The organism is Pseudomonas sp. RC2C2 (genome assembly GCF_018390435.1).
Lineage (GTDB): Bacteria > Pseudomonadota > Gammaproteobacteria > Pseudomonadales > Pseudomonadaceae > Aquipseudomonas > Aquipseudomonas donghuensis.
This window is the reverse complement of the sequence record NZ_JAHBAX010000001.1, coordinates 3,547,049-3,569,777: the sequence shown is the minus strand read 5'-3', so window position 1 is coordinate 3,569,777 and position 22,729 is coordinate 3,547,049. Positions and strand designations below refer to the sequence as shown.

Here is a 22,729-nt window from a genome sequence, read left to right as displayed (position 1 = left end):
CCGGTTTTCACACGGCGCTCCTTTAGCAAATCAAAGAGTCAGTCTAGGGCTGTTCACTCTTGATCAGGAAATGGTATCAGCCTTCTGATGAAGCTTTATCGCCAGAGGTCACGGCGGCGAGACGCTTTTCCAGTTGTTGAAGGCGTTTTGACATCTCGTCCAGCTGGCGAATCCGTGCGGCGCTTTTACGCCACTCGGCCAGCGGCTGCATTGCCGTACCGGAAGAATAGGCGCCTGGCTCGGTGATCGAGCGCGTCACCATGGTCATCCCGGAGACGAAAACGTTGTCGCAGACATCGATGTGTCCAACCATGCCGACACCGCCGGCAATGGTGCAATGCCTGCCAATCTTGGTGCTGCCGGAAATCCCGACACATGCCGCCATCGCCGTATGATCGCCGATCTGCACGTTATGGGCGATCTGGATCTGGTTGTCGAGCTTGACCCCGTCACCGATGCGAGTGTCAGCCAGGGCACCACGGTCAACCGCAGTATTGACGCCGATCTCGACATCATCACCGATGCTCACGCCGCCAATCTGGGCAATCTTCTGCCAGACACCCTTGTCGTTGGCAAAGCCGAAGCCTTCGCCACCGATCACCGCGCCAGACTGAATAACCACACGTTTACCGATACGTACGTCGTGGTACAGGGTCACCCGCGGAGCCAGCCAGCCGCCCTCGCCGATCACGCAACGCGCGCCGATAAAGCACTGGGCACCGATGGTTACGCCCGGGCCGACCTGCGCACCGCTTTCGATCACCGCGCAGGCACCAACGCTGGCACTGGCATCAACCTGGGCATCGGCGGCAACCACGGCGCTGGGATGAATTCCCGCTACAGCCCTGGGCTTCGGATCGAACAGGTGGGAGAGGCGTGCGTAGGCGAGGTACGGGTCGGGAACGATCAGCGCGTTACCGGCAAAGCCTTCGGCGTCGGCCGGCTTGAGCAGGATCGCTGCCGCGTGGGTTTCACCCAGGTACTTGCGGTACTGCGGGTTGGCCAGGAAGCTCAACTGCCCCGGCCCGGCTTCCTGAAGGGTCGCCAGGCCAGTGATTTCCAGCTCCTCAGGGCCACTCAGGGTGGCTCCGAGGAACTCGGCCAACTGACCGAGTTTCATGGTCACGGTCATGATCAACGGGACTGATTCATGCGCTCGATGACCTGGCGGGTGATGTCGTACTGAGGTTTGACATCAATGACCGCGCCACGCTCAAGCACCAGGTCGAAACCGCCTTTCTTGATCACTTCTTCAACCGCGCCGTCCAGTTTCGGCTTCAGTTGCTTGAGCATTTCGCGGTCGGCCACGGCCTTGGACTCGTTCAGTTCCTTGGACTGGAACTGGAAGTCACGGGCTTTCTGCTTGTATTCAAGCTCCAGGCGCTCGCGCTCAGGCTGGGCCATCTTGTCACCACCGGCACGGATGCGGTCGGCAATGCCCTTGGCGCTGCTTTCCAGGTTCTTCAGCTTGGTCAGCTGTGGGCCGAACTTCTTCTCGGCGTCGACGGCGTACTTCTTCGCCGCGTCCGACTCGAGCAGGGCCATTTGGTAGTTCAGGACGGCAATTTTCATTTCGGCGAAAGCCGGGGTTGCGACCAGGGCCGCAGCCAGTACTGCCAGTTGAGTCAACTTACGCACGATGCACTCCTACAGAATCCGTTGTCGTTAGCAAGGGGCAGACCTTAGAAGGTCTGACCCAGAGAGAATTGGAACACCTGGGTATCGGCTTCGTCCGGTTTCTTCACCGGCATTGCCAGGCTGAAGCTCAACGGGCCGAGAGCGGTAATCCAGGTCACGCCCAGGCCGACGGAGCTGGCCAGGCCCGACAGGCCGACCTTTTCGCAGTTCGGCTTGGAACCGCAGTTGGTGTCGAAAACGTTACCCACATCCCAGAAGACCGAGGTGCGCAGCGAGCGTTGGTCCTTGACGAACGGCAGCGGGAACAGCAGCTCTACACCACCTTGGACGAGGACGTTACCACCGAACGGCAGCGGGTCCTGATCCGGGTCTTCAATGGTGCCTGGCTTGTTGCCCTTGCTCGGGGTACTGCGTGGGCCCAGGCTGCTGTCCTTGAAGCCACGTACCGAGTTGAAACCGCCGGCATAGTAGTTCTCGTAGAACGGCAGACCGGAGGTCGAACCGAAGCCATCACCATAGCCCAGCTCGGTGTGCAGGCGCAGGGTGTAGTCGTTGGTGATCGGCTTGAACAGCTGACCACGGTAATCCAGCTTGAAGAACGACAGGTCGCTACCCGGAGTGGTGGCTTCCAGTACCAGGCTTTGCGAGTGACCACGGGTGGCCAGCACGCCCTTGTTCAGGGTCGACTCGGACCAGCCGGCCGAGGCCTTGAAGTTCAGGTACTTGTCGCCTTCCTTGTCGACGAAGTCAAAGATCTCGTCAACGGTGTATTTACCGGTCTTGATCTCGTCCTGCTGTACGGTCAGGCCGAAGGTCAGGCGCGAGGTCTCGCTGATCGGGTAACCGACGCTGACACCGGCACCGAGGCTGTCAACCGCATAGCTGGCGACGTCGACGTCGAGGTCATCGTAGTCGGTGGTGCGGTAGAAGGCGTTGTAGCCCAGGCTGACGCCATCGGCGGTCCAGTAGGGGTCAACGAAGCCGAAGTTGTAGCGGCTCTGGTATTCGCTGCGGGTCAGGCCGATGGAAACCTTGTTACCAGTACCGAGGAAGTTGGTCTGGCTGATCGAACCACCGAGGATCAGACCGGCGCTCTGGGCGAAACCGACGCTGGCGGTAATCGAACCGGAAGCTTGCTCTTCAACGCTGTAGTTGACGTCGACCTGGTCGTCGGTACCTGGGACAGCCGGGGTCTCGACGTTGACTTCCTTGAAGAAGCCCAGGCGCTCCAGACGGGTCTTGGACTGGTCAATCAGGTAGGTCGAAGCCCAGCCACCTTCCATTTGGCGCATTTCGCGACGCAGCACTTCGTCTTCGGACTTGGTATTGCCACGGAAGTTGATGCGGTTGACATAGGCGCGCTTGCCCGGATCGACCACGAAGGTGATGTCGACCGTGTGATCGTCATCATGAGGTTGTGGCACGCCGTTGACGTTGGCGAAGGTGTAGCCTTCGTTACCCAGACGACGGGTGATCAGCTCGGACGTGGTGGTCATCACCTTGCGCGAGAACACCTGGCCTGGCTGCACCAGCAGCAGCGACTTGACCTGGTCTTCCGGCACCTTGAGGTCACCGGAGAGCTTGACGTCACGAACGGTGTACTTCTCGCCCTCGTTGACGTTGACGGTGATGTAGACGTGCTTCTTGTCCGGGGTGATCGACACCTGGGTGGAAGCGATGTCCATGTTGATGTAGCCACGGTCCAGGTAGTAGGAACGCAGGCGCTCCAAGTCACCGGAGAGTTTCTCCCGGGCGTACTTGTCGTCATTCTTGAAGAACGACAGCCAGTTGCTGGTCTTGAGCTCGAACAGGCCGATCAGGTCTTCGTCAGGGAAGACGGTATTGCCGACCACGTTGATGTGCTGGATTGCAGCAACGGTGCCTTCGTTGATCTTGATCTTCAGGCCCACGCGGTTGCGCGGCTGCGGCACCACTTCGGTGTCGACCTCGGCCGAGTAGCGGCCCTGGGCAACGTACTGGCGTTGCAGTTCGTTACGCACGCCCTCAAGGGTGGCTCGCTGGAAGATCTCGCCTTCGGACAGACCGGACTGCTTCAGCCCCTTCATCAGGTCTTCAGTGCTGATCGCCTTGTTGCCTTCGATCTCGATGCTGGACACCGAAGGACGCTCGACCACGGTAATGATCAGGACGTTGCCGTCCCGGCTCAGTTGGATGTCCTGGAAGAAACCGGTCTTGAACAGGGACCGGGTGGATTCCACCAGGCGCCGGTCATCGGCCTCATCGCCGACGTTCAATGGCAAGGCACCAAAAACGCTGCCCGCGGAGACCCGCTGCAGACCATTGACACGAATATCGGAGATGGTGAAGGACTCGGCGTGAACTTCAGCGATCATCAGTACGGCGAGAACCGCAGTTAGCAGCAGACGTTTCATGAAGTCCTTTCTTATTCCAACTGGCAATAAACGACCCGCCGCGGGACGCGGCAGGTTCGCAATTGAGCGAAGCTTTACAGTCGACCCAAATCGTTGATCAGGGCAAGCAACATCACCCCGACTACCAAACTGATACCGATCTGGATCCCCCAACCTTGCACCCGATCCGATAACGGACGACCACGCGCCCACTCGATCAGGTAGAACAGCAAATGCCCCCCATCCAGTACAGGAATGGGCAGCAAATTAAGAACCCCCAGGCTAATGCTCAGGTAGGCGAGGAAATTCAGGAAATCCCCAACACCGGACTGGGCCGAAGCGCCCGCCACTTTAGCAATGGTTATCGGTCCGCTCAAGTTTTTTACCGAGAGCTCGCCGAACAGCATTTTCTTCAACGATTCGAGGGTCAGGACGCTCATGTTCCAGGTGCGTGAAAGTCCCTCCCCTACAGCCTCGAGCGGCCCGTAGCTGACCTCGCGAAGCATGGCATCCGGCCACTTCACCCCTTTGACCCCGGCGCCCAGATATCCCGTGGCCGTTTTGCCCTCGCCACGGCTGGCCAGGGTTACCGGCAACTCCAGCGGCGCACCGTCGCGCTCGATGCGCAGGACGATCTTGCTGCCAGCCCGACCACGTACGGTATCGACCACTTGCTGCCAGTTGTTCAGCGCCTGGCCATCGAGCGCCAGCAAACGGTCACCGGTTTTCAACCCGGCAGCCTTTGCCGGCCCCTTCGGGTCGAGTTCAGCCAGCACCGGCGGCAATACCGGGCGCCACGGGCGCAAGCCCAGCGAGCGAATCGGGTCCGGATCGTCGGCGCCCTTGAGCCAGTTATTGAGGGTCAGCACGTGCGGGCTGTCGACCGACGCGCCCTCCTCGCGCACACTGATGTGCAACTGGCCGCTTTCACCCAGACGGCGGATCAGTTGCAGGTTGACTGCCGCCCAGCCACTGGTTGGCTTGCCATCAATGGAAACAATTTCCTGGCCAGCCGTGAGCCCGGCCACTTCGGCGATACTCCCCGCTTCGACCGCACCGATGACCGGACGCTCCTGCTGGGTGCCGACCATGGCCAGGATCCAGAAGAAGAAAAACGCCAGGAGAAAGTTGGCCACCGGGCCCGCCGCGACAATCGCGATGCGCTGACGCACAGACTTGCGGTTGAAGGATTGTTCGAGCTGCTCGGGGGGCACCGCACCTTCGCGCTCGTCGAGCATTTTCACGTAGCCGCCCAGCGGAATCGCCGCTACCACGAACTCAGTGCCATGCCGGTCATGCCAGCGCAGCAACGGCATGCCAAAACCAACGGAAAATCGCAAAACCTTGACGCCGCAACGCCGGGCCACCCAGAAGTGACCGAATTCGTGAAAGGTGACCAGCACACCCAATGCCACCAGGGTGCCGATAATCATGTAGAGCGCACTCATGTCTTTCTCCGAATGACGTTCAGCGGCACCGGGCCTGACGCACTGCTGCGCCAGACCTCAGCGGCCGTGATGAGCCAACCATTGTCCGGCCAGCTGCCGCGCACGCTGGTCGGCGGCAAACACCGCATTGAGCGACTCGACTGCAACCACCGGCTCTTGATCGAGCACTTGTTCGATCATACTCGCGATCTCGGGGAAGCGGATGCGCCGCTGGAGAAATGCTTCCACCGCCACTTCGTTGGCCGCATTAAGTACCGCCGGCGCGCTATTACCCGCCTCGGCCGCCTCGCGGGCCAGGCGCAGGCAAGGGAAGCGCTGTTCGTCCGGCGCCTTGAAGTCCAGGCGGGCAACCGCGAACAGGTCCAGTGGCGCCACCCCCGAATCGATACGCTCCGGCCAGGCCAGGGCATTGGCGATCGGCGTGCGCATGTCCGGATTGCCCAACTGGGCCAATACCGAACCGTCGACATAATCGACCAGCGAGTGGATCACACTTTGCGGGTGCACCACCACCTCGACCTGGCTGGGCCGTGCATCGAACAGCCAGCACGCCTCGATAAGCTCCAGGCCCTTGTTCATCATGCTTGCCGAATCGACCGAGATCTTGCGGCCCATGGACCAGTTCGGGTGGGCGCAAGCCTGTTCAGGGCTGACATCCATGAGCTCGGCCATCGGCGTTTCGCGAAACGGCCCGCCAGAGGCGGTCAACAGGATACGGCGCACGCCAACCTGGGCCAGGCCGCGGGAATAATCACCCGGCAGGCACTGGAAGATCGCATTGTGCTCGCTGTCGATCGGCAGCAGCACGGCGCCACTGCGCCGCACCGCCTGCATGAACAAGGCGCCGGACATCACCAGCGCCTCCTTGTTTGCCAGCAGCACCTTCTTGCCTGCTTCGACTGCTGCCAGGGTCGGACGCAGGCCGGCAGCGCCGACGATCGCAGCCATCACGGCATCGACCTCGGCAGCTGACGCGACCTGGCACAAGCCCTCTTCACCGACCAGCACCTGGGTGGCCAAACCCGCTACTGCCAGGCCTTCACGCAGCTGCTGTGCAGCCTCGGCCGAAGGCACCACAGCAAACGCCGGGGCATGGCGCACGCACAGGGCCAATAGCTCTTGCAGGCGCGAGTAGCCGCTCAGGGCGAACACCTGGTAACGATCCGGATGACGAGCGATCACATCCAGGGTACTGAGGCCGATCGAGCCGGTCGCGCCCAGCACGGTAATACGCTGTACGCCGCTCACATTACGCCCCAATTGGCTGCCCAGAGCAGCACGGCAAACACCGGAATGGCTGCGGTGAGGCTGTCGATACGGTCCAGCACGCCGCCATGACCCGGCAGCAGGTTGCTGCTGTCCTTGATCCCCGAGCGGCGCTTGAACATGCTTTCGGTCAGATCGCCAACTACCGAGACGAAAACCACGGCTGCAGCGCCGAACAGGCCGAGCACCAGCTCACCCGCGCTCCAGTCACGAGAGATAGCCACTACTGCGGTAATCACCAGGCTCAGGGCCAGGCCACCGTAGACGCCTTCCCAGCTCTTGCCCGGGCTCACCTGCGGGGCCAGCTTGCGCTTGCCGAAGGCGCGGCCGGAGAAGTACGCACCGATGTCCGCCCCCCAGACCAGCACCATGACCGCCATGATCAGCCAGTTGCCCAGCGGCCACTGCTTGAGCAGCACCAGGCCTTGCCAGGCCGGCAACAGGATCAGCAGACCGATCAGCAGGCGGCAGGCAGCACTGGCCCACAGCTCGCTGCTGCGCGGGTACGTCAGCACCAGCCAGGTTGCCAGCGCCCACCACAACACCGAAGCCCCCAGCACCCAGGGTGCCAGGTCCGGCATCAGGTAGAGCAGCATCAGCAGGCCGGCGACCACGGCAGCGTAAGCCACACGCAGGGCTTGCCCGACCAGGCCGGCCAGACGCGCCCATTCCCAGGCCCCCAGGGTCACCACTACGCCGATGAACAGGGCGAAGTCGCCGCCGTTCAACAGGAAGAAGCCACACAGGGCGATCGGCAGCAGGATCAGCGCCGTAATGATGCGTTGTTTAAGCATTAAGCACGGGCTCCAGCTTCGACCTGCTCGCTGGTTTTCCCGAAGCGGCGCTGGCGCGAAGCGAAATCGGCCAGCGCGGTACGCATGGCCTCGTGTTTGAAGTCCGGCCAGAACAGGTCGGAAAAGTACAACTCGGCGTAGGCCAGCTGCCACAGCAAGAAATTGCTGATGCGGTGCTCGCCACCGGTACGGATGCACAGGTCGGGCAGCGGCAGGTCGCCTGTGGCCAGGCAGGTCTGCAGCAGCTCGGGGGTGATGTCGTCCGGACGCAGGTGGCCGGCCTGGACTTCCCGCGCCAGGCGCTGGGCGGCCTGGGCGATATCCCACTGACCACCGTAGTTGGCGGCGATCTGCAGGATGAAACGATTGGCGCCGGCGGTCGCCGCTTCGGCCTCACGCATGGCAGCCTGCAGCTCAGGATGAAAGCGCGAGCGGTCACCGATGATACGCAGGCTGATGTTGTTGTCGTTGAGGCGCTTGGCTTCCCGGCGCAGGGCCGAGAAGAACAGCTCCATCAACGCCCCGACCTCTTCGGCCGGGCGCTGCCAGTTTTCACTGGAAAAGGCGAACAGGGTCAGCACCTCGACCTTGGCCTCGGCGCACACCTCGATGACCGCGCGCACTGCGTCCACGCCGGCCTTGTGCCCGGCAACACCGGGCAACAGGCGCTTCTTCGCCCAGCGATTATTCCCATCCATGATGATCGCGACATGGCGCGGCACCGATGGGGACACACCTTGCTTGGTCTTTTCCATTGAAAAAAGTCCCGACCCTTAAACGGCCATCAGGTCCTTTTCTTTTGCCTTCACAGCGACTTCGATGTCAGCTACGGCCTTGTCGGTCAGCTTCTGCACATCATCAGCTGCACGACGCTCTTCGTCTTCGCTGATTTCTTTCTCTTTGACCAGATCTTTGAGCTGGCTCAGCGCATCACGACGAATGTTACGCACGGCAATACGGGCATCTTCAGCCGCATCGCGCGCCTGCTTGGTGAAGCCCTTGCGGGTTTCTTCAGTCAGGGCCGGCATCGAGATCAGCAGCAGTTCACCCAGGTTGGTCGGGTTGAAGCCCAGGCCCGAGTTGAGAATGGCTTTTTCCACCGCAGCCAGCATGTTGCGCTCAAACGCCACGACCTGAAGGGTACGGGCATCTTTAACAGTCACGTTGGCGACCTGGTTGATCGGAGTGTCAGCGCCGTAGTAAGGCACCTGGACACCGGCCAGAATCTGCGGGTTGGCCGCACCGGTACGAATCCGGCTGAACGCGTGCTGCAGCGATTCCAGGGACTTGACCATGCGTTCCTGGGCGTCTTTCTTGATTTCGTTGATCATTTTTGAACTTCCTCGATCAGAGTTCCTTCAGCGCCGCCATGCACGATGTTCAGCAGGGCGCCGGGCTTGTTCATATTGAAGACGCGCAGCGGCATCTTGTGATCGCGGCACAGGCAGATTGCCGTCAGATCCATCACGCCCAGCTTGCGATCCAGTACTTCATCGTAGGTCAGATGATCGAACTTCTCGGCATGCGGGTCTTTGAATGGGTCTGCAGTGTATACACCATCGACCTTGGTTGCCTTCAATACCACGTCGGCATCGATTTCGATGGCGCGCAGGCAAGCCGCGGAGTCGGTGGTGAAGAACGGGTTGCCGGTACCGGCAGCGAAGATTACGACTTCTTTGGAGTTCAGGTGGCGCATGGCTTTGCGACGATCATAGTGATCGGTAACGCCAACCATGGAGATGGCCGACATGACGATCGCGGTAATGTTGGCGCGCTCCAGCGCGTCGCGCATGGCCAGGCCATTCATTACGGTCGCCAGCATGCCCATGTGGTCGCCAGTGACGCGGTCCATGCCGGCTGCACTGAGCGCCGCGCCACGGAACAGGTTGCCACCGCCGATTACCAAACCGACCTGAACACCAATGCCGACCAATTGGCCGACTTCCAATGCCATGCGATCCAGGACCTTGGGGTCGATCCCGAACTCTTCCGAGCCCATCAGGGCCTCGCCGCTAAGCTTGAGTAGAATGCGTTTATAGCGAGCTTGATAACCACTGCCCTGCTGAGCCATTGCGAATCTCTCCTGCGGCGTTTGTAAAAAAATCTGGCGGGCTGTTTTCAGCCTGCGCGTAACTCTAGCGTGGCGCAGCTACTGCGCCAACGAAAGGCGGCTTTGTAAGCCGCTCCCGCTTTGACAAAGAGGCTGCGCGCGTGAGCGGGCAGCCTCTTCGGGGCGACAGAGGTGAATCTGTCTTATTGCTTGGCAGCAGCCAGCTGAGCAGCAACTTCTTCAGCGAAGTTGTCGACTGGCTTCTCGATGCCTTCGCCTACTTTGAAGTAGGTGAAGGAAACGATTTCAGCACCGGCTTTCTTGGCCAGCTCACCGACCTTGATTTCCGGGTTCATGACGAACGCTTGCTCGACCAGGCTGGCTTCGGCCAGGAACTTCGAGATACGGCCTTTGACCATGTTCTCGACGATGTTCTCAGGCTTGCCCTTGATCTTCTCTTCGTTCAGGGTCAGGAAGACGTTCTTCTCGCGCTCGATTGCTTCAGCCGAAACTTCCGACGGCAGCAGGAACTCTGGGTTGCTTGCCGCCACGTGCATGGCGATTTCTTTGGCCAGCTGGACGTCGCCGCCCTTCAGGACAACAGCAACACCGATCTTGTTGCCGTGCAGGTAGGTGCCGACAACGTCACCTTCAACGCGCACCAGGCGACGGATGTTGACGTTCTCACCAACCTTGGCAACCAGCGCTTCACGAGCCGATTCGCGGGAAGCGATCAGCGGAGCGGCGTCGGTCAGCTTCTCGGCGAAAGCTTGGTCAACGCTTTCAGCGACGAAGGTTTTGAAGTCGTCTTGCAGAGCCAGGAAGTCGGTCTGCGAGTTGACTTCCAGCAGGACGGCGGATTTGTCGTCGGCCTTGATGGCGATTGCGCCTTCAGCGGCAACGTTGCCAGCCTTTTTAGCGGCCTTGATGGCGCCCGAAGCGCGCATGTCGTCAATGGCTTTCTCGATGTCGCCGCCGGCCTTTTCCAGGGCCTTTTTGCAATCCATCATGCCTTCGCCGGTACGCTCACGCAGTTCTTTGACCAGCGCTGCAGTAATTGCTGCCATTTCAAATTCCTCTTGGATAGGTTTTCAACCATTCCACCCGATACTTGACGGGCGTTCAATTCTGTAAATCCACTCACCAGCACTCATGCAGTAACAAGGTTGCAACGGCGATGCTGACAAGAGGATTTCAAGGTGGCAAAAAGGGGGCAAAGCCCCCTTTTCGCGTGCCGAGTAGACGCCAGGCGTCAATTACTCAGCAGCTGGTGCTGCTTCTTCGGCGTACACTTCGGTACCGCCAGCAACGTTGTTGCGGCCACGGATCACGGCGTCAGCCATCGAACCCATGTACAGCTGGATAGCGCGGATGGCGTCATCGTTACCTGGGATGATGTAGTCAACGCCTTCTGGGCTGGAGTTGGTATCGACAACGCCGATGACCGGGATGCCCAGCTTGTTGGCTTCGGTGATAGCGATGCGCTCGTGGTCAACGTCGATCACGAACAGGGCATCAGGCAGGCCGCCCATGTCCTTGATACCACCCAGGCTGCGATCCAGTTTTTCCAGGTCACGGGAGCGCATCAGGGCTTCTTTCTTGGTCAGCTTGGCGAAAGTGCCGTCTTCGGCCTGGGTTTCCAGGTCGCGCAGACGCTTGATCGAAGCGCGGATGGTCTTGTAGTTGGTCAGCATGCCGCCCAACCAGCGGTGATCGACGTACGGCGAACCGCAACGTGCTGCTTCTTCAGCAACGATCTTGCCAGCGGAACGCTTGGTGCCGACGAACAGAATCTTGTTTTTGCCCTGGGCCAGACGCTCTACGAAGGTCAGTGCCTCGTTGAACATTGGCAGGGTTTTTTCAAGGTTGATGATGTGAATCTTGTTGCGCGCACCGAAAATGTACTTACCCATTTTCGGGTTCCAGTAACGGGTTTGGTGACCGAAGTGCACACCGGCCTTCAGCATATCGCGCATGTTGACTTGGGACATGATAGTTCCTTGATAAGTCGGGTTGGGCCTCCACGTATCCCAATGACCAACCCGCGATCCGTGGATCGAAGGCACCCAGGTCATCGTGTCGACACGTGTGTGGGTTTAGTGCTTCCGGAGCTATCCCCGGAAAGCGGCGCATTTTATACCACACAAGCCCGCCAAGCGAAACCAGAATTACCATTGAACGTCACAGGCTTTTGCACACATCGCCCATTAGCGCCAGAATGGCCCTTATATAAAGGCTGTATCAGCGCCATGGCCGCCTGAATCGGGCCTGGCTCTGTTAGAATCCGGCCTTTCCCCAGATTATTTGCGCCTTGCTGCGCCGTAGAGAGCCTGTAATGACCGTTACCATCAAAACCGCCGAAGACATCGAAAAGATGCGCATCGCCGGCCGCCTGGCCGCCGAAGTCCTGGAGATGATCGAAGAGCACGTCAAGCCCGGTGTCACCACCGAGGAGCTCGACCGCCTGTGCCACGACTACATCGTCAACGTCCAGCAAGCGATTCCGGCGCCGCTCAACTACAAGGGCTTCCCCAAGTCGATCTGCACCTCGGTCAACCACGTGGTCTGCCATGGCATCCCGGGCGACAAGCCGCTCAAGGACGGTGACACCCTGAACATCGACGTCACCGTGATCAAGGATGGCTACCACGGCGACACCAGCCGCATGTTCCACGTCGGCACCGTACCGGTATGGGCCGAGCGCCTGTCCCAGATCACCCAGGAGTGCATGTACAAGGCCATCGAGCTGGTCAAGCCAGGCTGCCGCCTGGGCGACATCGGCGAAGTGATCCAGAAGCACGCGGAAAAGAACGGTTTCTCGGTGGTGCGCGAGTTCTGCGGCCACGGCATCGGCAAGGTGTTCCACGAAGAGCCGCAGATCCTGCACTACGGCCGCGCCGGCACCGGCATGGAGCTCAAGGAAGGCATGACCTTTACCATCGAGCCGATGATCAACCAGGGCAAAGCCGACACCAAGGTGCTGGGCGACGGCTGGACCGCCATCACCAAGGACCGCAAGCTCTCGGCCCAGTGGGAACACACCCTGGTGGTGACCGCGACCGGTTACGAAATCTTCACCCTGCGTAAAGACGACACCATTCCCCGCACGTCGGCCTGATTGTCACAGGAAAGCCTCTCGATGCCCCAGGTGGATCCCGAGCTGTTCGATCGCGGTCAGTTCCAGGCGGAACTGGCCCTCAAGGCAAGCCCTATCGCTGCCTTCAAGAAAGCCATCCGCCAGGCCGGCGAGGTGCTCGACAACCGCTTTCGCAGCGGCCGCGAGATCCGCCGGCTGATCGAGGACCGCGCCTGGTTCGTCGACAACATCCTGCAACAGGCCTGGAACCAGTTCACCTGGAGCGAAGACGCCGATATCGCCCTGATCGCCACCGGTGGCTACGGGCGCGGCGAGCTGCACCCCTACTCCGACATCGATCTGCTGATCCTGCTCGACAGTGCCGACCACGAGGTTTTTCGCGACTCGATCGAACGCTTTCTGACCCTGCTCTGGGACATCGGCCTGGAAGTCGGCCAGAGCGTGCGCTCGGTCGATGAATGCGCAGAACAGGCCCGCGCCGACCTGACGGTAGTCACCAACCTGATGGAAAGCCGCACTATTGCCGGCCCCGAGCACCTGCGCCAGCGCATGCTCGAGGTCACCAGCACCGCGCACATGTGGCCGAGCAAGGAATTCTTCCTGGCCAAGCGTGCCGAGCAAAAAGCCCGGCACCACAAGTACAACGACACCGAGTACAACCTGGAGCCCAACGTCAAGGGCTCGCCAGGCGGCCTGCGTGATATCCAGACGGTACTGTGGATCGCCCGGCGCCAGTACGGCACCCTCAACCTGCACGCTCTGGCCGGCGAAGGCTTCTTGCTGGAAAGCGAGAACAACCTGCTGGCCTCGTCCCAGGAATTTCTCTGGAAAGTGCGCTACGCCCTGCACATGCTGGCCGGGCGCGCCGAGGACCGCTTGCTGTTCGACCACCAGCGCAGCATCGCCGCCCTGCTCGGGTTTGGCGACGAAAACCCCAAGCGCGCCATCGAGCAGTTCATGCAGCAGTACTACCGGGTGGTGATGAGCATCGCCGAGCTCAGCGACCTGATCATCCAGCACTTCGAAGAAGTCATCCTCGACGACGACAGCGCCAGTGCCCAGCCGCTGAACGCGCGTTTCCAACTGCATGACGGCTATATCGAGGCAGTACGCACCAACGTCTTCAAGCGCACGCCGTTCGCCATGCTGGAAATCTTCGTGCTGATGGCCCAGCACCCGGAAATCAAGGGCGTGCGCGCCGACACCATTCGTCTGCTGCGCGAGCACCGGCACCTGATCGACGACGATTTTCGTAATGATATCCGCAACACCAGCCTGTTCATCGAGCTGTTCAAGTGCGAGATCGGTATCCACCGCAATCTGCGGCGGATGAACCGCTACGGCATTCTCGGCCGTTATTTGCCGGAGTTCGGCCTGATCGTCGGGCAGATGCAGCACGACCTGTTTCACATCTATACCGTCGATGCGCACACCCTTAACCTGATCAAGCACCTACGCAAACTGCAGTACACCCCGGTTTCGGAAAAATTCCCGCTGGCCAGCAAGCTCATGGGCCGCCTGCCCAAGCCAGAGCTGATTTATCTCGCCGGGCTTTATCACGACATCGGCAAGGGTCGTCAGGGTGATCACTCCGAGTTGGGCGCGGTGGACGCCCAGGCCTTCTGTGCGCGTCATCAGCTACCGAGCTGGGACAGCCGGCTGATTGTCTGGCTGGTGCAGCATCACCTGGTGATGTCGACCACCGCCCAGCGCAAGGACCTGTCCGACCCGCAGGTAATCTACGACTTCGCCCAACTGGTGGGCGATGAAACCCGCCTGGATTACCTTTATGTACTAACGGTGGCCGACATCAACGCCACCAACCCGAGCCTGTGGAACTCTTGGCGCGCCAGCTTGCTGCGCCAGCTCTACACCGAGACCAAGCGTGCCCTGCGCCGCGGCCTGGAAAACCCGCTGGACCGCGAAGAGCAGATCCGCCAGACCCAGAGCGCAGCACTGGACATCCTCATTCGCGAGGGCACCGACCCGGACGACGTCGAGCAACTGTGGTCGCAATTGGGTGACGATTACTTCCTGCGCCATACCGCCGCCGACGTGGCCTGGCACAGCGATGCCATCCTCCAGCAGCCGGCCGACGGCGGGCCGCTGGTGCTGATCAAGGAAACCACCCAGCGCGAATTCGAAGGCGGCACCCAGATCTTCATCTACGCCCCCGACCAGCACGACTTCTTCGCCGTGACGGTGGCGGCCATGGACCAGCTCAACCTGAACATCCATGACGCGCGGATCATCACCTCGAGCAGCCAGTTCACCCTCGACACCTATATCGTGCTCGATAACGATGGCGACTCGATCGGCGACAATCCCGTGCGGGTCAAGCAAATTCGCGACGGCCTGACCGACGCCTTGCGCAACCCCGACGACTACCCGACCATCATCCAGCGCCGGGTACCGCGCCAGCTCAAGCACTTCACCTTTGCCCCGCAGGTGACCATCCATAACGATGCCCAGCGCCCGGTGACCATCCTCGAACTCAGCGCCCCCGACCGCCCCGGCCTGCTGGCGCGGATCGGCAAGATCTTCCTGGAGTTCGACCTGTCGCTGCAAAATGCCAAGATTGCCACCCTCGGCGAACGGGTCGAAGACGTGTTCTTCATCACCGACGCCGACAACCAGCCCCTGTCCGACCCGCAGTTGTGCAGCCGCCTGCAGGATGCGATCGTCGAGCAACTGCGCGTCGACCAGGCGACCGGGGTGCCTTTGACCCGCCTGACCATTTGACCGTTTGACGAGACCTTGCGCCGATGAACAACGCTTTGAACCAGCTTCAGCCCTACCCGTTCGAGAAACTCCGTGCGCTGCTCGGCAGCGTGACGCCTGCGGCGGACAAACGCGCCATTGCCCTGTCGATCGGTGAACCGAAGCATGAGTCGCCGGCGTTCGTCGCCCAGGCCCTGGCCGACAACCTGCAGCAGATGGCCGTGTACCCGACCACCGCCGGCCTGCCGGCGCTGCGTCAAGCCATCACTCGCTGGTGCGAACGCCGTTTCAGCGTCCCGGCCGGCTGGCTGGATGCCGACAAACACGTACTGCCGGTCAATGGCACCCGTGAAGCGCTGTTTGCCTTCACCCAGGCGGTGGTCAATCGCGCCGAGAACGGCCTGGTCATCAGCCCCAACCCGTTCTACCAGATCTACGAGGGCGCAGCGCTGCTGGCCGGCGCTACCCCGCACTACCTGCCCTGCCTGGACAGCAACGGCTTCAACCCGGACTTCGACGCCGTGTCGGCCGAGACCTGGCAGCGCTGCCAGATCCTTTTCCTCTGCTCCCCAGGCAACCCGACCGGCGCCCTGGTGCCAATGCAGACCCTGAAAAAACTGATCGCCCTGGCCGACCAATACGATTTCGTGATCGCCGCCGACGAGTGCTACAGCGAACTGTACTTCGACGAACAAAGCCCACCGCCCGGCCTGCTCAGCGCCTGCGTCGAGCTTGGGCGCAGCGACTTCAAGCGTTGCGTGGTGTTCCACAGCCTGTCCAAGCGTTCCAACCTGCCGGGCCTGCGCTCGGGCTTCGTGGCCGGCGACGCCGAGATCATCAAGCCGTTCCTGCTCTACCGCACCTACCACGGCTGCGCCATGCCGGTGCAAACCCAGCTGGCGAGCATTGCCGCCTGGAACGACGAAGAACACGTGCTGGCCAACCGCGACCTGTACCGCGAGAAGTTCGATGCAGTACTGAAGATCCTCGCCCCGGTACTGGATGTGCAGCGCCCGGACGGTGGTTTCTACCTGTGGGCCAAGGTGCCAGGCGATGACGCCGAGTTCACCCGAGACCTGTTCGAAGCCCAGCACGTGACCGTGGTGCCGGGTTCGTACCTGTCGCGCGAAGTGGATGGCGTCAACCCGGGTGCCGGGCGGGTGCGCATGGCGCTGGTGGCGCCGTTGGCCGAATGTGTCGAGGCGGCCGAACGGATTCGCGCGTTCTTGCAGCAATAAGCTCAGACTCATCGCGGGTCAAGCCCGTTCCCACAGTTGCAGGAGCGGGCATGGCCGGTGATTGCCTTACTTTACCGGCCCCAGATTCGCCTCACTCATATCCAGCTCCCCCAGCACCTGACGCACCACGTCATCGCCGATCTGGTGCTGACGATGCAGGTTGTACAGCTCCAGGCGCTGGGCCCGCAGCGCGCGCAGGCGCAAGCGCCGCTCAAGGTGGTCCATCTGTGCGGCCAGGGCCTGGGCTTCGGCGCTGTCGTTGAAGGTTTCGAGCTGATGCCGGTACTCGGCCATCAACCGCGCCTTGAGCTCGGCCGCCAGCGCCGCCTGGGAGGCATCCAGCGGCGTACCAGCCTCGCTCAGGTCTTTGCCCTCAAGGGCGTGAATCGCCGCTTCAGCGGTGCGCCGCCAGGCGTCCTGGGCCTCTTGGCGCAGGGCGTCGTCGGGGCTCTTGGTGACACCGCGCAATAGCAGTGGCAAAGCGATACAGGCAGCGACCAGCGACAGCAGAATGACCCCGGCCGCGATGAAAATCAGCAAGTCTCGCTCGGGGAAGTCCTTGCCGGCGCTGATCAGCAGCGGCACCGACATGACACCGGCCAGGGTCACCGCCCCGCGCACCCCACCAACCGTCAACAACCAGCAGGAACGGGCGTTGGGCACCAGCACCAGGTCTTCCTTGCCGCGCCAGCGGCGGATCACCCCGATCAGGCGCCAGATGCTCTGCACCCAGATAAAACGCAAGGCCAGCAGCACGGCGAAGATCGCCACCACATCCATGCAGCGCCACAGCAAGGTCGGCCACAGCGAGGCTTCGTGGCTGGTCACCGCCTTGATGATGTCGGGCAACTGCAAGCCCAACAGCAGAAAGATCAGACCGTTGAAGGCGAACTCCAGCAACGACCAGACGCTGCGGTTGAGCAGGCGCGTGCTGGTCTGGCGCGGCAACAGGTCGAGCCAGCTCTGCATCATCCCCGCCGCCACCGCCGAGAGAATGCCGGAGGCGCCCAGGCGCTCGGCCAGCACATAAGCGGCAAACGGCAGCAGCAACATGAACACCACGTGAGTGGCCGGGTCGTCCCAGCCGCGGGCGATCATCCAGGCGCGCAAGCGCCCGACCAGCCAGCTCAGGGCCACACCAATGGCCAGGCCGCCGACAGCGACCAGAACAAAGGTCAGGCTGGCCTCAGCGAGGGAGAACACCCCGGTGATCGCCGCCGCCAGGGCGAACTTGAAGGTCACCAGGCCCGAGGCATCGTTCATCAGCGCCTCGCCCTGGAGCATGTGCATCAAGGGCGTCGGCAGGCGGTCCTGGGTGATGGCCGAGACCGCTACGGCGTCGGTCGGCGACAGCACCGCGGCCAGGGCAAAGGCCACCGGCAACGGAATGCCGGGCAGGATCCAGTGAATGAAATAGCCGGCACCGACCACGGTAAACAGCACCAGGCCGACCGCCAGGGTCAGGATCGGGCCGCGCAACCGCCAGAGGTCACGCTTGGGCATCCGCCAGCCATCGGAAAACAGCAACGGCGGCAGGAACAAAAACAGAAACAATTCCGGGTCCAGGGCCACGTGCAGGCCCAGGGTAGGCCATGCCAGCAAGGCGCCGGCGGCAATCTGCACCAGCGGCAAGGGCAGCGGGATCATCCGCCCGACCAGTTTGGAAACACTCACCAGCATCAGCAGGATGAGAACGGTGTAGGCTGATTGCATTCGGCGAGTCCTGTTCAATTCAAACGCATTCAACGACTTATGCTGGCCTGGGCACGGCATTGCCATTGAAACGACATATTAGCCGCTTAGGCTGCCGGCGCACCGCTGCACAAAAGTCGCAGAACCGCCCAGAACCTGTAACACAATGCTACAAAGAGCCATGGCAACGGCAACCCAAAGCCGCCGACCATGGCATAATCCTTCACCATTTTTTCCCAGGAGGGGCAAGACATGACCAAACGCGACACGCCATTGCACCTTTATGGAATCAAGGCCTGTGACACCATGAAGAAAGCCCGTACCTGGCTTGAAGACCAAGGCCTGGGCTACGATTTCCACGACTACAAGACCCAGGGCATCGACCGTGCAAGCCTTGAGCGCTGGTGCGATGAACATGGCTGGCAAACAGTACTCAACCGTGCTGGCACCACCTTCCGCAAACTCGAAGACGCCCAGAAGGCCGATCTCGACCAGGCCAAGGCCATCGAATTGATGCTGGCCCAACCGTCGATGATCAAGCGCCCTGTGCTCGACCTCGGTAAGCGGACCCTGGTCGGCTTCAAGCCTGATCTGTACGCGGCCGCCCTTCAGTAAACCGGCGCCGAGCTTTCATTCAATTCGCAAGAGGTAACTGCATGTCCACTACCCTGTTCAGCCTGGCCTTCGGTGTCGGCACCCAGAACCGTCAAGGCGCCTGGCTGGAAGTCTTCTACGCACAACCGTTGATCAACCCGGCTGCCGAACTGGTTGCGGCCATCGCCCCGGTCCTGGGCTATGAAGGCGGCAACCAGGCGATCGCCTTCAGCACCAGCCAGGCCGCGCAGCTTGCCGAAGCCCTCAAGAGCGTCGACACCGCCCAGGCCGCACTGCTGACCCGCCTGGCCGAAAGCAACAAGCCACTGGTCGCCACCCTGCTGGCCGAAGACGCCGCACTGACGTCCACCCCGGAAGCCTACCTGAAGCTGCACCTGCTCTCGCACCGCCTGGTCAAGCCGCACGGCCTGAACCTGGCCGGCATCTTCCCGCTGCTGCCGAACGTGGCCTGGACCAGCCAGGGCGCCATCGACCTGGCGGAACTTGCCGAGCAGCAACTGGAAGCGCGCCTGAAGGGCGAGCTGCTGGAAGTGTTCTCGGTGGACAAGTTCCCGAAAATGACCGACTACGTGGTCCCTGCCGGCGTTCGCATCGCCGACAGCGCCCGTGTGCGCCTGGGGGCCTACATCGGCGAAGGCACCACCATCATGCACGAGGGCTTCGTCAACTTTAACGCCGGCACCGAAGGCCCGGGCATGATCGAAGGCCGCGTCTCCGCGGGCGTCTTCGTCGGCAAGGGTTCAGACCTGGGCGGCGGCTGCTCGACCATGGGCACCCTGTCCGGTGGCGGCAACATCGTCATCAAGGTTGGCGAAGGCTGCCTGATCGGCGCCAACGCCGGTATCGGCATCCCGCTGGGCGACCGCAACACCGTCGAAGCCGGCCTGTATATCACTGCCGGCACCAAGGTAAACCTGCTGGACGAGAACAACCAGCTGGTCAAAGTGGTCAAGGCCCGCGACCTGGCCGGCCAGACCGACCTGCTGTTCCGCCGCAACTCGCTCAACGGCGCCGTGGAGTGCAAGACCCACAAGTCGGCCATCGAGCTGAACGAAGCGCTGCACGCCCACAACTAAGTGGTACCATCGGGTCTGGCCTAACGCCAGGCCCGATTTTCAGGTCCGATCATCATGTTCCAGCCCTCCCCCTGGCGCGCTGACTTTCCAGCCATCGACGCCCTGCAACGCCAGCACCAGACCTACCTGGACAGCGCCGCTACCACGCAAAAACCGCAAATCCTGCTCGATGCCTTGAGCCACTATTACGGTCATGGTGCTGCCAACGTGCACCGTGCCCAACACCTGCCCGGCGCCCTGGCTACCCAAGCCTTCGAACGCAGCCGGGAAAAGGTCGCCGGCTGGCTGAATATCGCCGACAGCCAGCAGATCGTCTTCACCCATGGCGCCACCTCGGCCTTGAACCTGCTCGCCTACGGGCTTGAGCCACTGTTCGAAGCCGGCGACGAAATCGTCATCAGCGCCCTGGAACACCATGCCAACCTGCTGCCCTGGCAACAGCTGGCGCAGCGCCGCGGGCTGAAGCTGGTGGTCCTGCCACTGGACAGCCGCGGCCTGATCGATCTGAACATCGCCCTGCAACTGATCGGCCCACGCACACGGGTGCTGGCGGTCAGCCAGCTGTCCAACGTGCTCGGCGCCTGGCAGCCACTGGAGCCCCTGCTGGCCCATGCCCAGGCCCAGGGCGCGCTGACTGTGGTCGATGGCGCCCAAGGCGTGGTCCACGGCCGTCACGACGTACGCCAGTTGGGTTGCGACTTTTATGTATTCTCCAGCCACAAGCTCTACGGCCCTGACGGCGTCGGCGTGCTCTACGGCCGCAGCGAGGCCCTGGCGCGCCTGCGTCATTGGCAGTTCGGCGGCGAGATGGTGCAGATCGCCGACTACCACAGCGCCAGCTTTCGCCCGGCACCCCTGGGTTTCGAAGCCGGTACCCCGCCGATTGCCAGTGTGATCGGCCTCGGTGCCAGCCTCGATTACCTCGCAGGTCTCGATGCCAATGCGGTCGCCGAGCATGAAGCCGGCCTGCACCGGCATCTGCTGCGCGGCCTCAACGACCGCGAAGGCATCCGCCTGCTCGGCCAACCGCAACTGGCCCTGGCCAGCTTCGTGGTCGAGGGGGTGCATAATGCCGATCTCGCCCATATGCTCACCGAGCAAGGCATCGCCGTGCGCGCCGGCCATCACTGCGCCATGCCGTTGCTGAAAAGCCTCGGCCTGGATGGCGCGATCCGCGTGTCCCTGGGCCTGTACAACGACTCCGACGACCTGCAGCGCTTCTTCGAAGCCCTGGACCAAGCCCTGGAGTTGCTGAGATGAGCCTGCCCCTGGCTGCGCAGCAAGCGCTGGATGTTTTCGAACAGGCGACCGGCTGGGAACAGCGCGCACGCTTGCTGATGAAATGGGGCGAGCGTCTGGCGCCCTTGAGCGCAGAGGAACAGTCCGAAACCAACCGTGTACACGGCTGCGAAAGCCAGGTCTGGCTGGTGGCCGAGCAGCAGGACGGCCAGTGGCGCTTCAAGGGGGCCAGTGATGCACGGATCATCCGCGGCTTGCTGGCACTGTTGCTGGTGCGGGTCGAAGGGTTGTCCAGCGCTGAGCTGACGCAACTGGACCTGCCCGCCTGGTTCAATCAGCTGGGCCTGGGCCGCCAGCTCTCGCCTTCACGCAGCAACGGCCTGAACGCCGTCCTGCAACGCATGGCTCAGCTTGCCGCCGGTGCCTGAGCCTTGCTGCGCTCGGACGGGCGGCGGGCGCCAGCCACAAGCTTTTCCACCGCCTTGCTGGCGGCGACCATGCCGAAGGTCGCGGTGACCATCATCACCGCGCCGAAGCCGCCGGAGCAGTCCAGCTTCACCCCCTCGCCAACAAAACTCTTCTGCAAGCAGACGCTGCCGTCACCTTTGGGATAGCGCAGCTGTTCAGTGGAGAACACACAGGGCACGCTGTAGTTGCGGGTCACCGTGCGAGAAAAACCGTAATCGCGGCGCAACGTCGAACGCACCCGCGAGGCCAGCGGGTCATTGAAGGTCTTGTTCAGGTCGGCAACGCGGATCTGGGTTGGGTCGATTTGCCCGCCGGCACCACCGGTGCTGATGATGGTGACCTTGTGGCGCTTGCACCAGCCAATCAGCGCGGCCTTGGCCATGACGCTGTCGATGCAGTCGATCACGCAATCGATGTGCTCGCCGATGTACTCGGGCAGGGTTTCCTTGGTGACGAAATCCACCACTGCATGCACTTTGCAGGCCGGGTTGATGGCCCGCAGGCGCTCAGCCATGACCTCGGCCTTGGCGCGGCCGATATTGCCCTCCTGGGCATGCAACTGGCGGTTGGTATTGCTGACGCAGACATCATCGAGGTCGAACAGGGAGATTTCGCCGACGCCACTACGGGCCATGGCTTCGGCCGCCCAGGAGCCGACCCCGCCGATACCGACGATGGCCACATGGGCCTCGCGCAGGCGCTGCAGGCCGTTGTCACCGTATAACCGGGCGACACCGGCAAAGCGTGGATCTTCTGTACTCATGGCCCAACCCCGAAAAAACCGGCGCGCATTATAGGCCTCTTGCGGCGCGAAGGCACCCTGCAGTACCTGCCGCCCGAGCCATGCATTGGTAAAGGTAGTTGTAATCCTGCTTTAATGTCCTATGCAATCCAAAGACTTGGACGACAAAAGTACGGGCTAAGAACTTCAGCGCCTGAAGCTAATCCAATCTTCTGCCACCGACCTGTTCCCACACTGCCTGGGCAGGAAGTACGCAGGATTCGCGCCCTCTGG

Annotated in this window: 20 protein-coding genes; 7 read left to right on the top strand and 13 right to left on the bottom strand. The window is 61.8% G+C overall.

Translation table 11 applies throughout. From position 1 onward, the window contains the following. Positions 1-76: 76 nt before the first annotated feature. The 11 genes from lpxD to rpsB all read right to left on the bottom strand — a co-directional run bounded on the left by lpxD (position 77) and on the right by rpsB (position 11,559). Positions 77-1,132 carry a UDP-3-O-(3-hydroxymyristoyl)glucosamine N-acyltransferase gene (lpxD, locus tag KHO53_RS16435; RefSeq protein ID WP_159388195.1) on the bottom strand — a complete coding sequence of 352 codons (1,056 nt, stop codon included), beginning with the start codon at positions 1,130-1,132 and terminating at the stop codon, positions 77-79. Positions 1,133-1,134: 2 nt separating this feature from the next. Beyond that, positions 1,135-1,638 (bottom strand): OmpH/Skp family outer membrane protein, encoded by a 504-nt coding sequence (locus tag KHO53_RS16430; RefSeq protein WP_010224837.1) that lies wholly within the window; start codon positions 1,636-1,638, stop codon positions 1,135-1,137. A 44-nt stretch (positions 1,639-1,682) separates the two neighbouring features. Continuing rightward, positions 1,683-4,031 carry an outer membrane protein assembly factor BamA gene (gene bamA / locus KHO53_RS16425; RefSeq protein ID WP_100782989.1) on the bottom strand — a complete coding sequence of 783 codons (2,349 nt, stop codon included), beginning with the start codon at positions 4,029-4,031 and terminating at the stop codon, positions 1,683-1,685. Between the two features lie 74 nt (positions 4,032-4,105). Then, positions 4,106-5,458, bottom strand: a complete 1,353-nt coding sequence (gene rseP / locus KHO53_RS16420) for an RIP metalloprotease RseP (protein WP_010224841.1) — start codon at positions 5,456-5,458, stop codon at positions 4,106-4,108. Between the two features lie 57 nt (positions 5,459-5,515). Next, positions 5,516-6,706: a 1-deoxy-D-xylulose-5-phosphate reductoisomerase gene (gene ispC / locus KHO53_RS16415; protein ID WP_213570520.1), complete on the bottom strand. Its 1,191-nt coding sequence runs from the start codon at positions 6,704-6,706 to the stop codon at positions 5,516-5,518. Further along, on the bottom strand, positions 6,703-7,518 hold the full coding sequence (locus KHO53_RS16410; RefSeq protein ID WP_100782988.1) for a phosphatidate cytidylyltransferase: 816 nt from the start codon (positions 7,516-7,518) through the stop codon (positions 6,703-6,705). The genes ispC and KHO53_RS16410 overlap by 4 nt, the downstream gene beginning before the upstream one ends. Continuing rightward, positions 7,518-8,273 carry a polyprenyl diphosphate synthase gene (gene uppS, locus KHO53_RS16405; RefSeq protein ID WP_010224846.1) on the bottom strand — a complete coding sequence of 252 codons (756 nt, stop codon included), beginning with the start codon at positions 8,271-8,273 and terminating at the stop codon, positions 7,518-7,520. The genes KHO53_RS16410 and uppS overlap by 1 nt, the downstream gene beginning before the upstream one ends. Before the next feature lie 18 nt (positions 8,274-8,291). Further along, positions 8,292-8,849, bottom strand: coding sequence for a ribosome recycling factor (gene frr, locus KHO53_RS16400; RefSeq protein ID WP_036994076.1), 558 nt, complete (start codon positions 8,847-8,849; stop codon positions 8,292-8,294). Continuing rightward, the gene (gene pyrH, locus KHO53_RS16395) at positions 8,846-9,589 is read right to left on the bottom strand and encodes a UMP kinase (RefSeq protein ID WP_010224848.1); all 744 of its coding nucleotides are present in this window, start codon (positions 9,587-9,589) and stop codon (positions 8,846-8,848) included. The genes frr and pyrH overlap by 4 nt, the downstream gene beginning before the upstream one ends. Before the next feature lie 182 nt (positions 9,590-9,771). Continuing rightward, complete coding sequence (gene tsf, locus KHO53_RS16390) at positions 9,772-10,635, bottom strand: translation elongation factor Ts (protein WP_010224849.1); 864 nt, start codon at positions 10,633-10,635, stop codon at positions 9,772-9,774. A gap of 189 nt (positions 10,636-10,824) precedes the next feature. After that, the gene (gene rpsB, locus KHO53_RS16385) at positions 10,825-11,559 is read right to left on the bottom strand and encodes a 30S ribosomal protein S2 (protein WP_010224850.1); all 735 of its coding nucleotides are present in this window, start codon (positions 11,557-11,559) and stop codon (positions 10,825-10,827) included. A 344-nt stretch (positions 11,560-11,903) separates the two neighbouring features. Between rpsB and map the strand changes: the two genes are divergently transcribed. From map to dapC, 3 genes are read left to right on the top strand one after another with little or no spacing between them, the layout of a single operon-like run. After that, a complete protein-coding gene (gene map / locus KHO53_RS16380) occupies positions 11,904-12,686 on the top strand; it encodes a type I methionyl aminopeptidase (protein WP_010224851.1) in 783 nt (260 codons plus the stop codon). A gap of 21 nt (positions 12,687-12,707) precedes the next feature. After that, positions 12,708-15,407, top strand: a complete 2,700-nt coding sequence (locus KHO53_RS16375) for a [protein-PII] uridylyltransferase (RefSeq protein WP_036994075.1) — start codon at positions 12,708-12,710, stop codon at positions 15,405-15,407. A gap of 23 nt (positions 15,408-15,430) precedes the next feature. Next, entirely contained in the window at positions 15,431-16,624 is a 1,194-nt protein-coding gene (gene dapC, locus KHO53_RS16370; RefSeq protein WP_100782987.1) for a succinyldiaminopimelate transaminase, read from the top strand. Between the two features lie 66 nt (positions 16,625-16,690). On the opposite strand, the gene KHO53_RS16365 is transcribed toward dapC, so the two are convergent. Next, the gene (locus tag KHO53_RS16365) at positions 16,691-18,337 is read right to left on the bottom strand and encodes a Na+/H+ antiporter (protein WP_213570519.1); all 1,647 of its coding nucleotides are present in this window, start codon (positions 18,335-18,337) and stop codon (positions 16,691-16,693) included. Positions 18,338-18,568: 231 nt separating this feature from the next. On the opposite strand from KHO53_RS16365, the gene KHO53_RS16360 reads away from it, so the two are divergent. From KHO53_RS16360 to KHO53_RS16345, 4 genes are read left to right on the top strand one after another with little or no spacing between them, the layout of a single operon-like run. Then, a complete protein-coding gene (locus tag KHO53_RS16360; RefSeq protein ID WP_010224858.1) occupies positions 18,569-18,931 on the top strand; it encodes an ArsC family reductase in 363 nt (120 codons plus the stop codon). A gap of 41 nt (positions 18,932-18,972) precedes the next feature. Then, on the top strand, positions 18,973-20,007 hold the full coding sequence (dapD, locus tag KHO53_RS16355) for a 2,3,4,5-tetrahydropyridine-2,6-dicarboxylate N-succinyltransferase (RefSeq protein ID WP_010224860.1): 1,035 nt from the start codon (positions 18,973-18,975) through the stop codon (positions 20,005-20,007). Between the two features lie 54 nt (positions 20,008-20,061). Further along, complete coding sequence (locus tag KHO53_RS16350; protein WP_100782985.1) at positions 20,062-21,267, top strand: aminotransferase class V-fold PLP-dependent enzyme; 1,206 nt, start codon at positions 20,062-20,064, stop codon at positions 21,265-21,267. Further along, positions 21,264-21,674 carry a SufE family protein gene (locus KHO53_RS16345; RefSeq protein WP_010224864.1) on the top strand — a complete coding sequence of 137 codons (411 nt, stop codon included), beginning with the start codon at positions 21,264-21,266 and terminating at the stop codon, positions 21,672-21,674. The genes KHO53_RS16350 and KHO53_RS16345 overlap by 4 nt, the downstream gene beginning before the upstream one ends. Here the strand turns inward: KHO53_RS16345 and tcdA are convergent. After that, positions 21,653-22,477: a tRNA cyclic N6-threonylcarbamoyladenosine(37) synthase TcdA gene (gene tcdA, locus KHO53_RS16340; protein WP_010224865.1), complete on the bottom strand. Its 825-nt coding sequence runs from the start codon at positions 22,475-22,477 to the stop codon at positions 21,653-21,655. The two genes, KHO53_RS16345 and tcdA, sit on opposite strands and share 22 nt — an antisense overlap. Positions 22,478-22,729: the final 252 nt, after the last annotated feature.

What these genes read in the sequence shown, in the direction of transcription:
- lpxD (WP_159388195.1), bottom strand. Translation starts at nt 1,132, where the DNA reads ATGACCGTGACCATGAAACTCGGTCAGTTGGCCGAGTTCCTCGGAGCC.
- bamA (WP_100782989.1), bottom strand. Translation starts at nt 4,031, where the DNA reads ATGAAACGTCTGCTGCTAACTGCGGTTCTCGCCGTACTGATGATCGCT.
- rseP (WP_010224841.1), bottom strand. Translation starts at nt 5,458, where the DNA reads ATGAGTGCGCTCTACATGATTATCGGCACCCTGGTGGCATTGGGTGTG.
- KHO53_RS16410 (WP_100782988.1), bottom strand. Translation starts at nt 7,518, where the DNA reads ATGCTTAAACAACGCATCATTACGGCGCTGATCCTGCTGCCGATCGCC.
- uppS (WP_010224846.1), bottom strand. Translation starts at nt 8,273, where the DNA reads ATGGAAAAGACCAAGCAAGGTGTGTCCCCATCGGTGCCGCGCCATGTC.
- frr (WP_036994076.1), bottom strand. Translation starts at nt 8,849, where the DNA reads ATGATCAACGAAATCAAGAAAGACGCCCAGGAACGCATGGTCAAGTCC.
- pyrH (WP_010224848.1), bottom strand. Translation starts at nt 9,589, where the DNA reads ATGGCTCAGCAGGGCAGTGGTTATCAAGCTCGCTATAAACGCATTCTA.
- tsf (WP_010224849.1), bottom strand. Translation starts at nt 10,635, where the DNA reads ATGGCAGCAATTACTGCAGCGCTGGTCAAAGAACTGCGTGAGCGTACC.
- rpsB (WP_010224850.1), bottom strand. Translation starts at nt 11,559, where the DNA reads ATGTCCCAAGTCAACATGCGCGATATGCTGAAGGCCGGTGTGCACTTC.
- map (WP_010224851.1), top strand. Translation starts at nt 11,904, where the DNA reads ATGACCGTTACCATCAAAACCGCCGAAGACATCGAAAAGATGCGCATC.
- KHO53_RS16375 (WP_036994075.1), top strand. Translation starts at nt 12,708, where the DNA reads ATGCCCCAGGTGGATCCCGAGCTGTTCGATCGCGGTCAGTTCCAGGCG.
- dapC (WP_100782987.1), top strand. Translation starts at nt 15,431, where the DNA reads ATGAACAACGCTTTGAACCAGCTTCAGCCCTACCCGTTCGAGAAACTC.
- KHO53_RS16365 (WP_213570519.1), bottom strand. Translation starts at nt 18,337, where the DNA reads ATGCAATCAGCCTACACCGTTCTCATCCTGCTGATGCTGGTGAGTGTT.
- KHO53_RS16360 (WP_010224858.1), top strand. Translation starts at nt 18,569, where the DNA reads ATGACCAAACGCGACACGCCATTGCACCTTTATGGAATCAAGGCCTGT.
- dapD (WP_010224860.1), top strand. Translation starts at nt 18,973, where the DNA reads ATGTCCACTACCCTGTTCAGCCTGGCCTTCGGTGTCGGCACCCAGAAC.
- KHO53_RS16350 (WP_100782985.1), top strand. Translation starts at nt 20,062, where the DNA reads ATGTTCCAGCCCTCCCCCTGGCGCGCTGACTTTCCAGCCATCGACGCC.
- KHO53_RS16345 (WP_010224864.1), top strand. Translation starts at nt 21,264, where the DNA reads ATGAGCCTGCCCCTGGCTGCGCAGCAAGCGCTGGATGTTTTCGAACAG.
- tcdA (WP_010224865.1), bottom strand. Translation starts at nt 22,477, where the DNA reads ATGAGTACAGAAGATCCACGCTTTGCCGGTGTCGCCCGGTTATACGGT.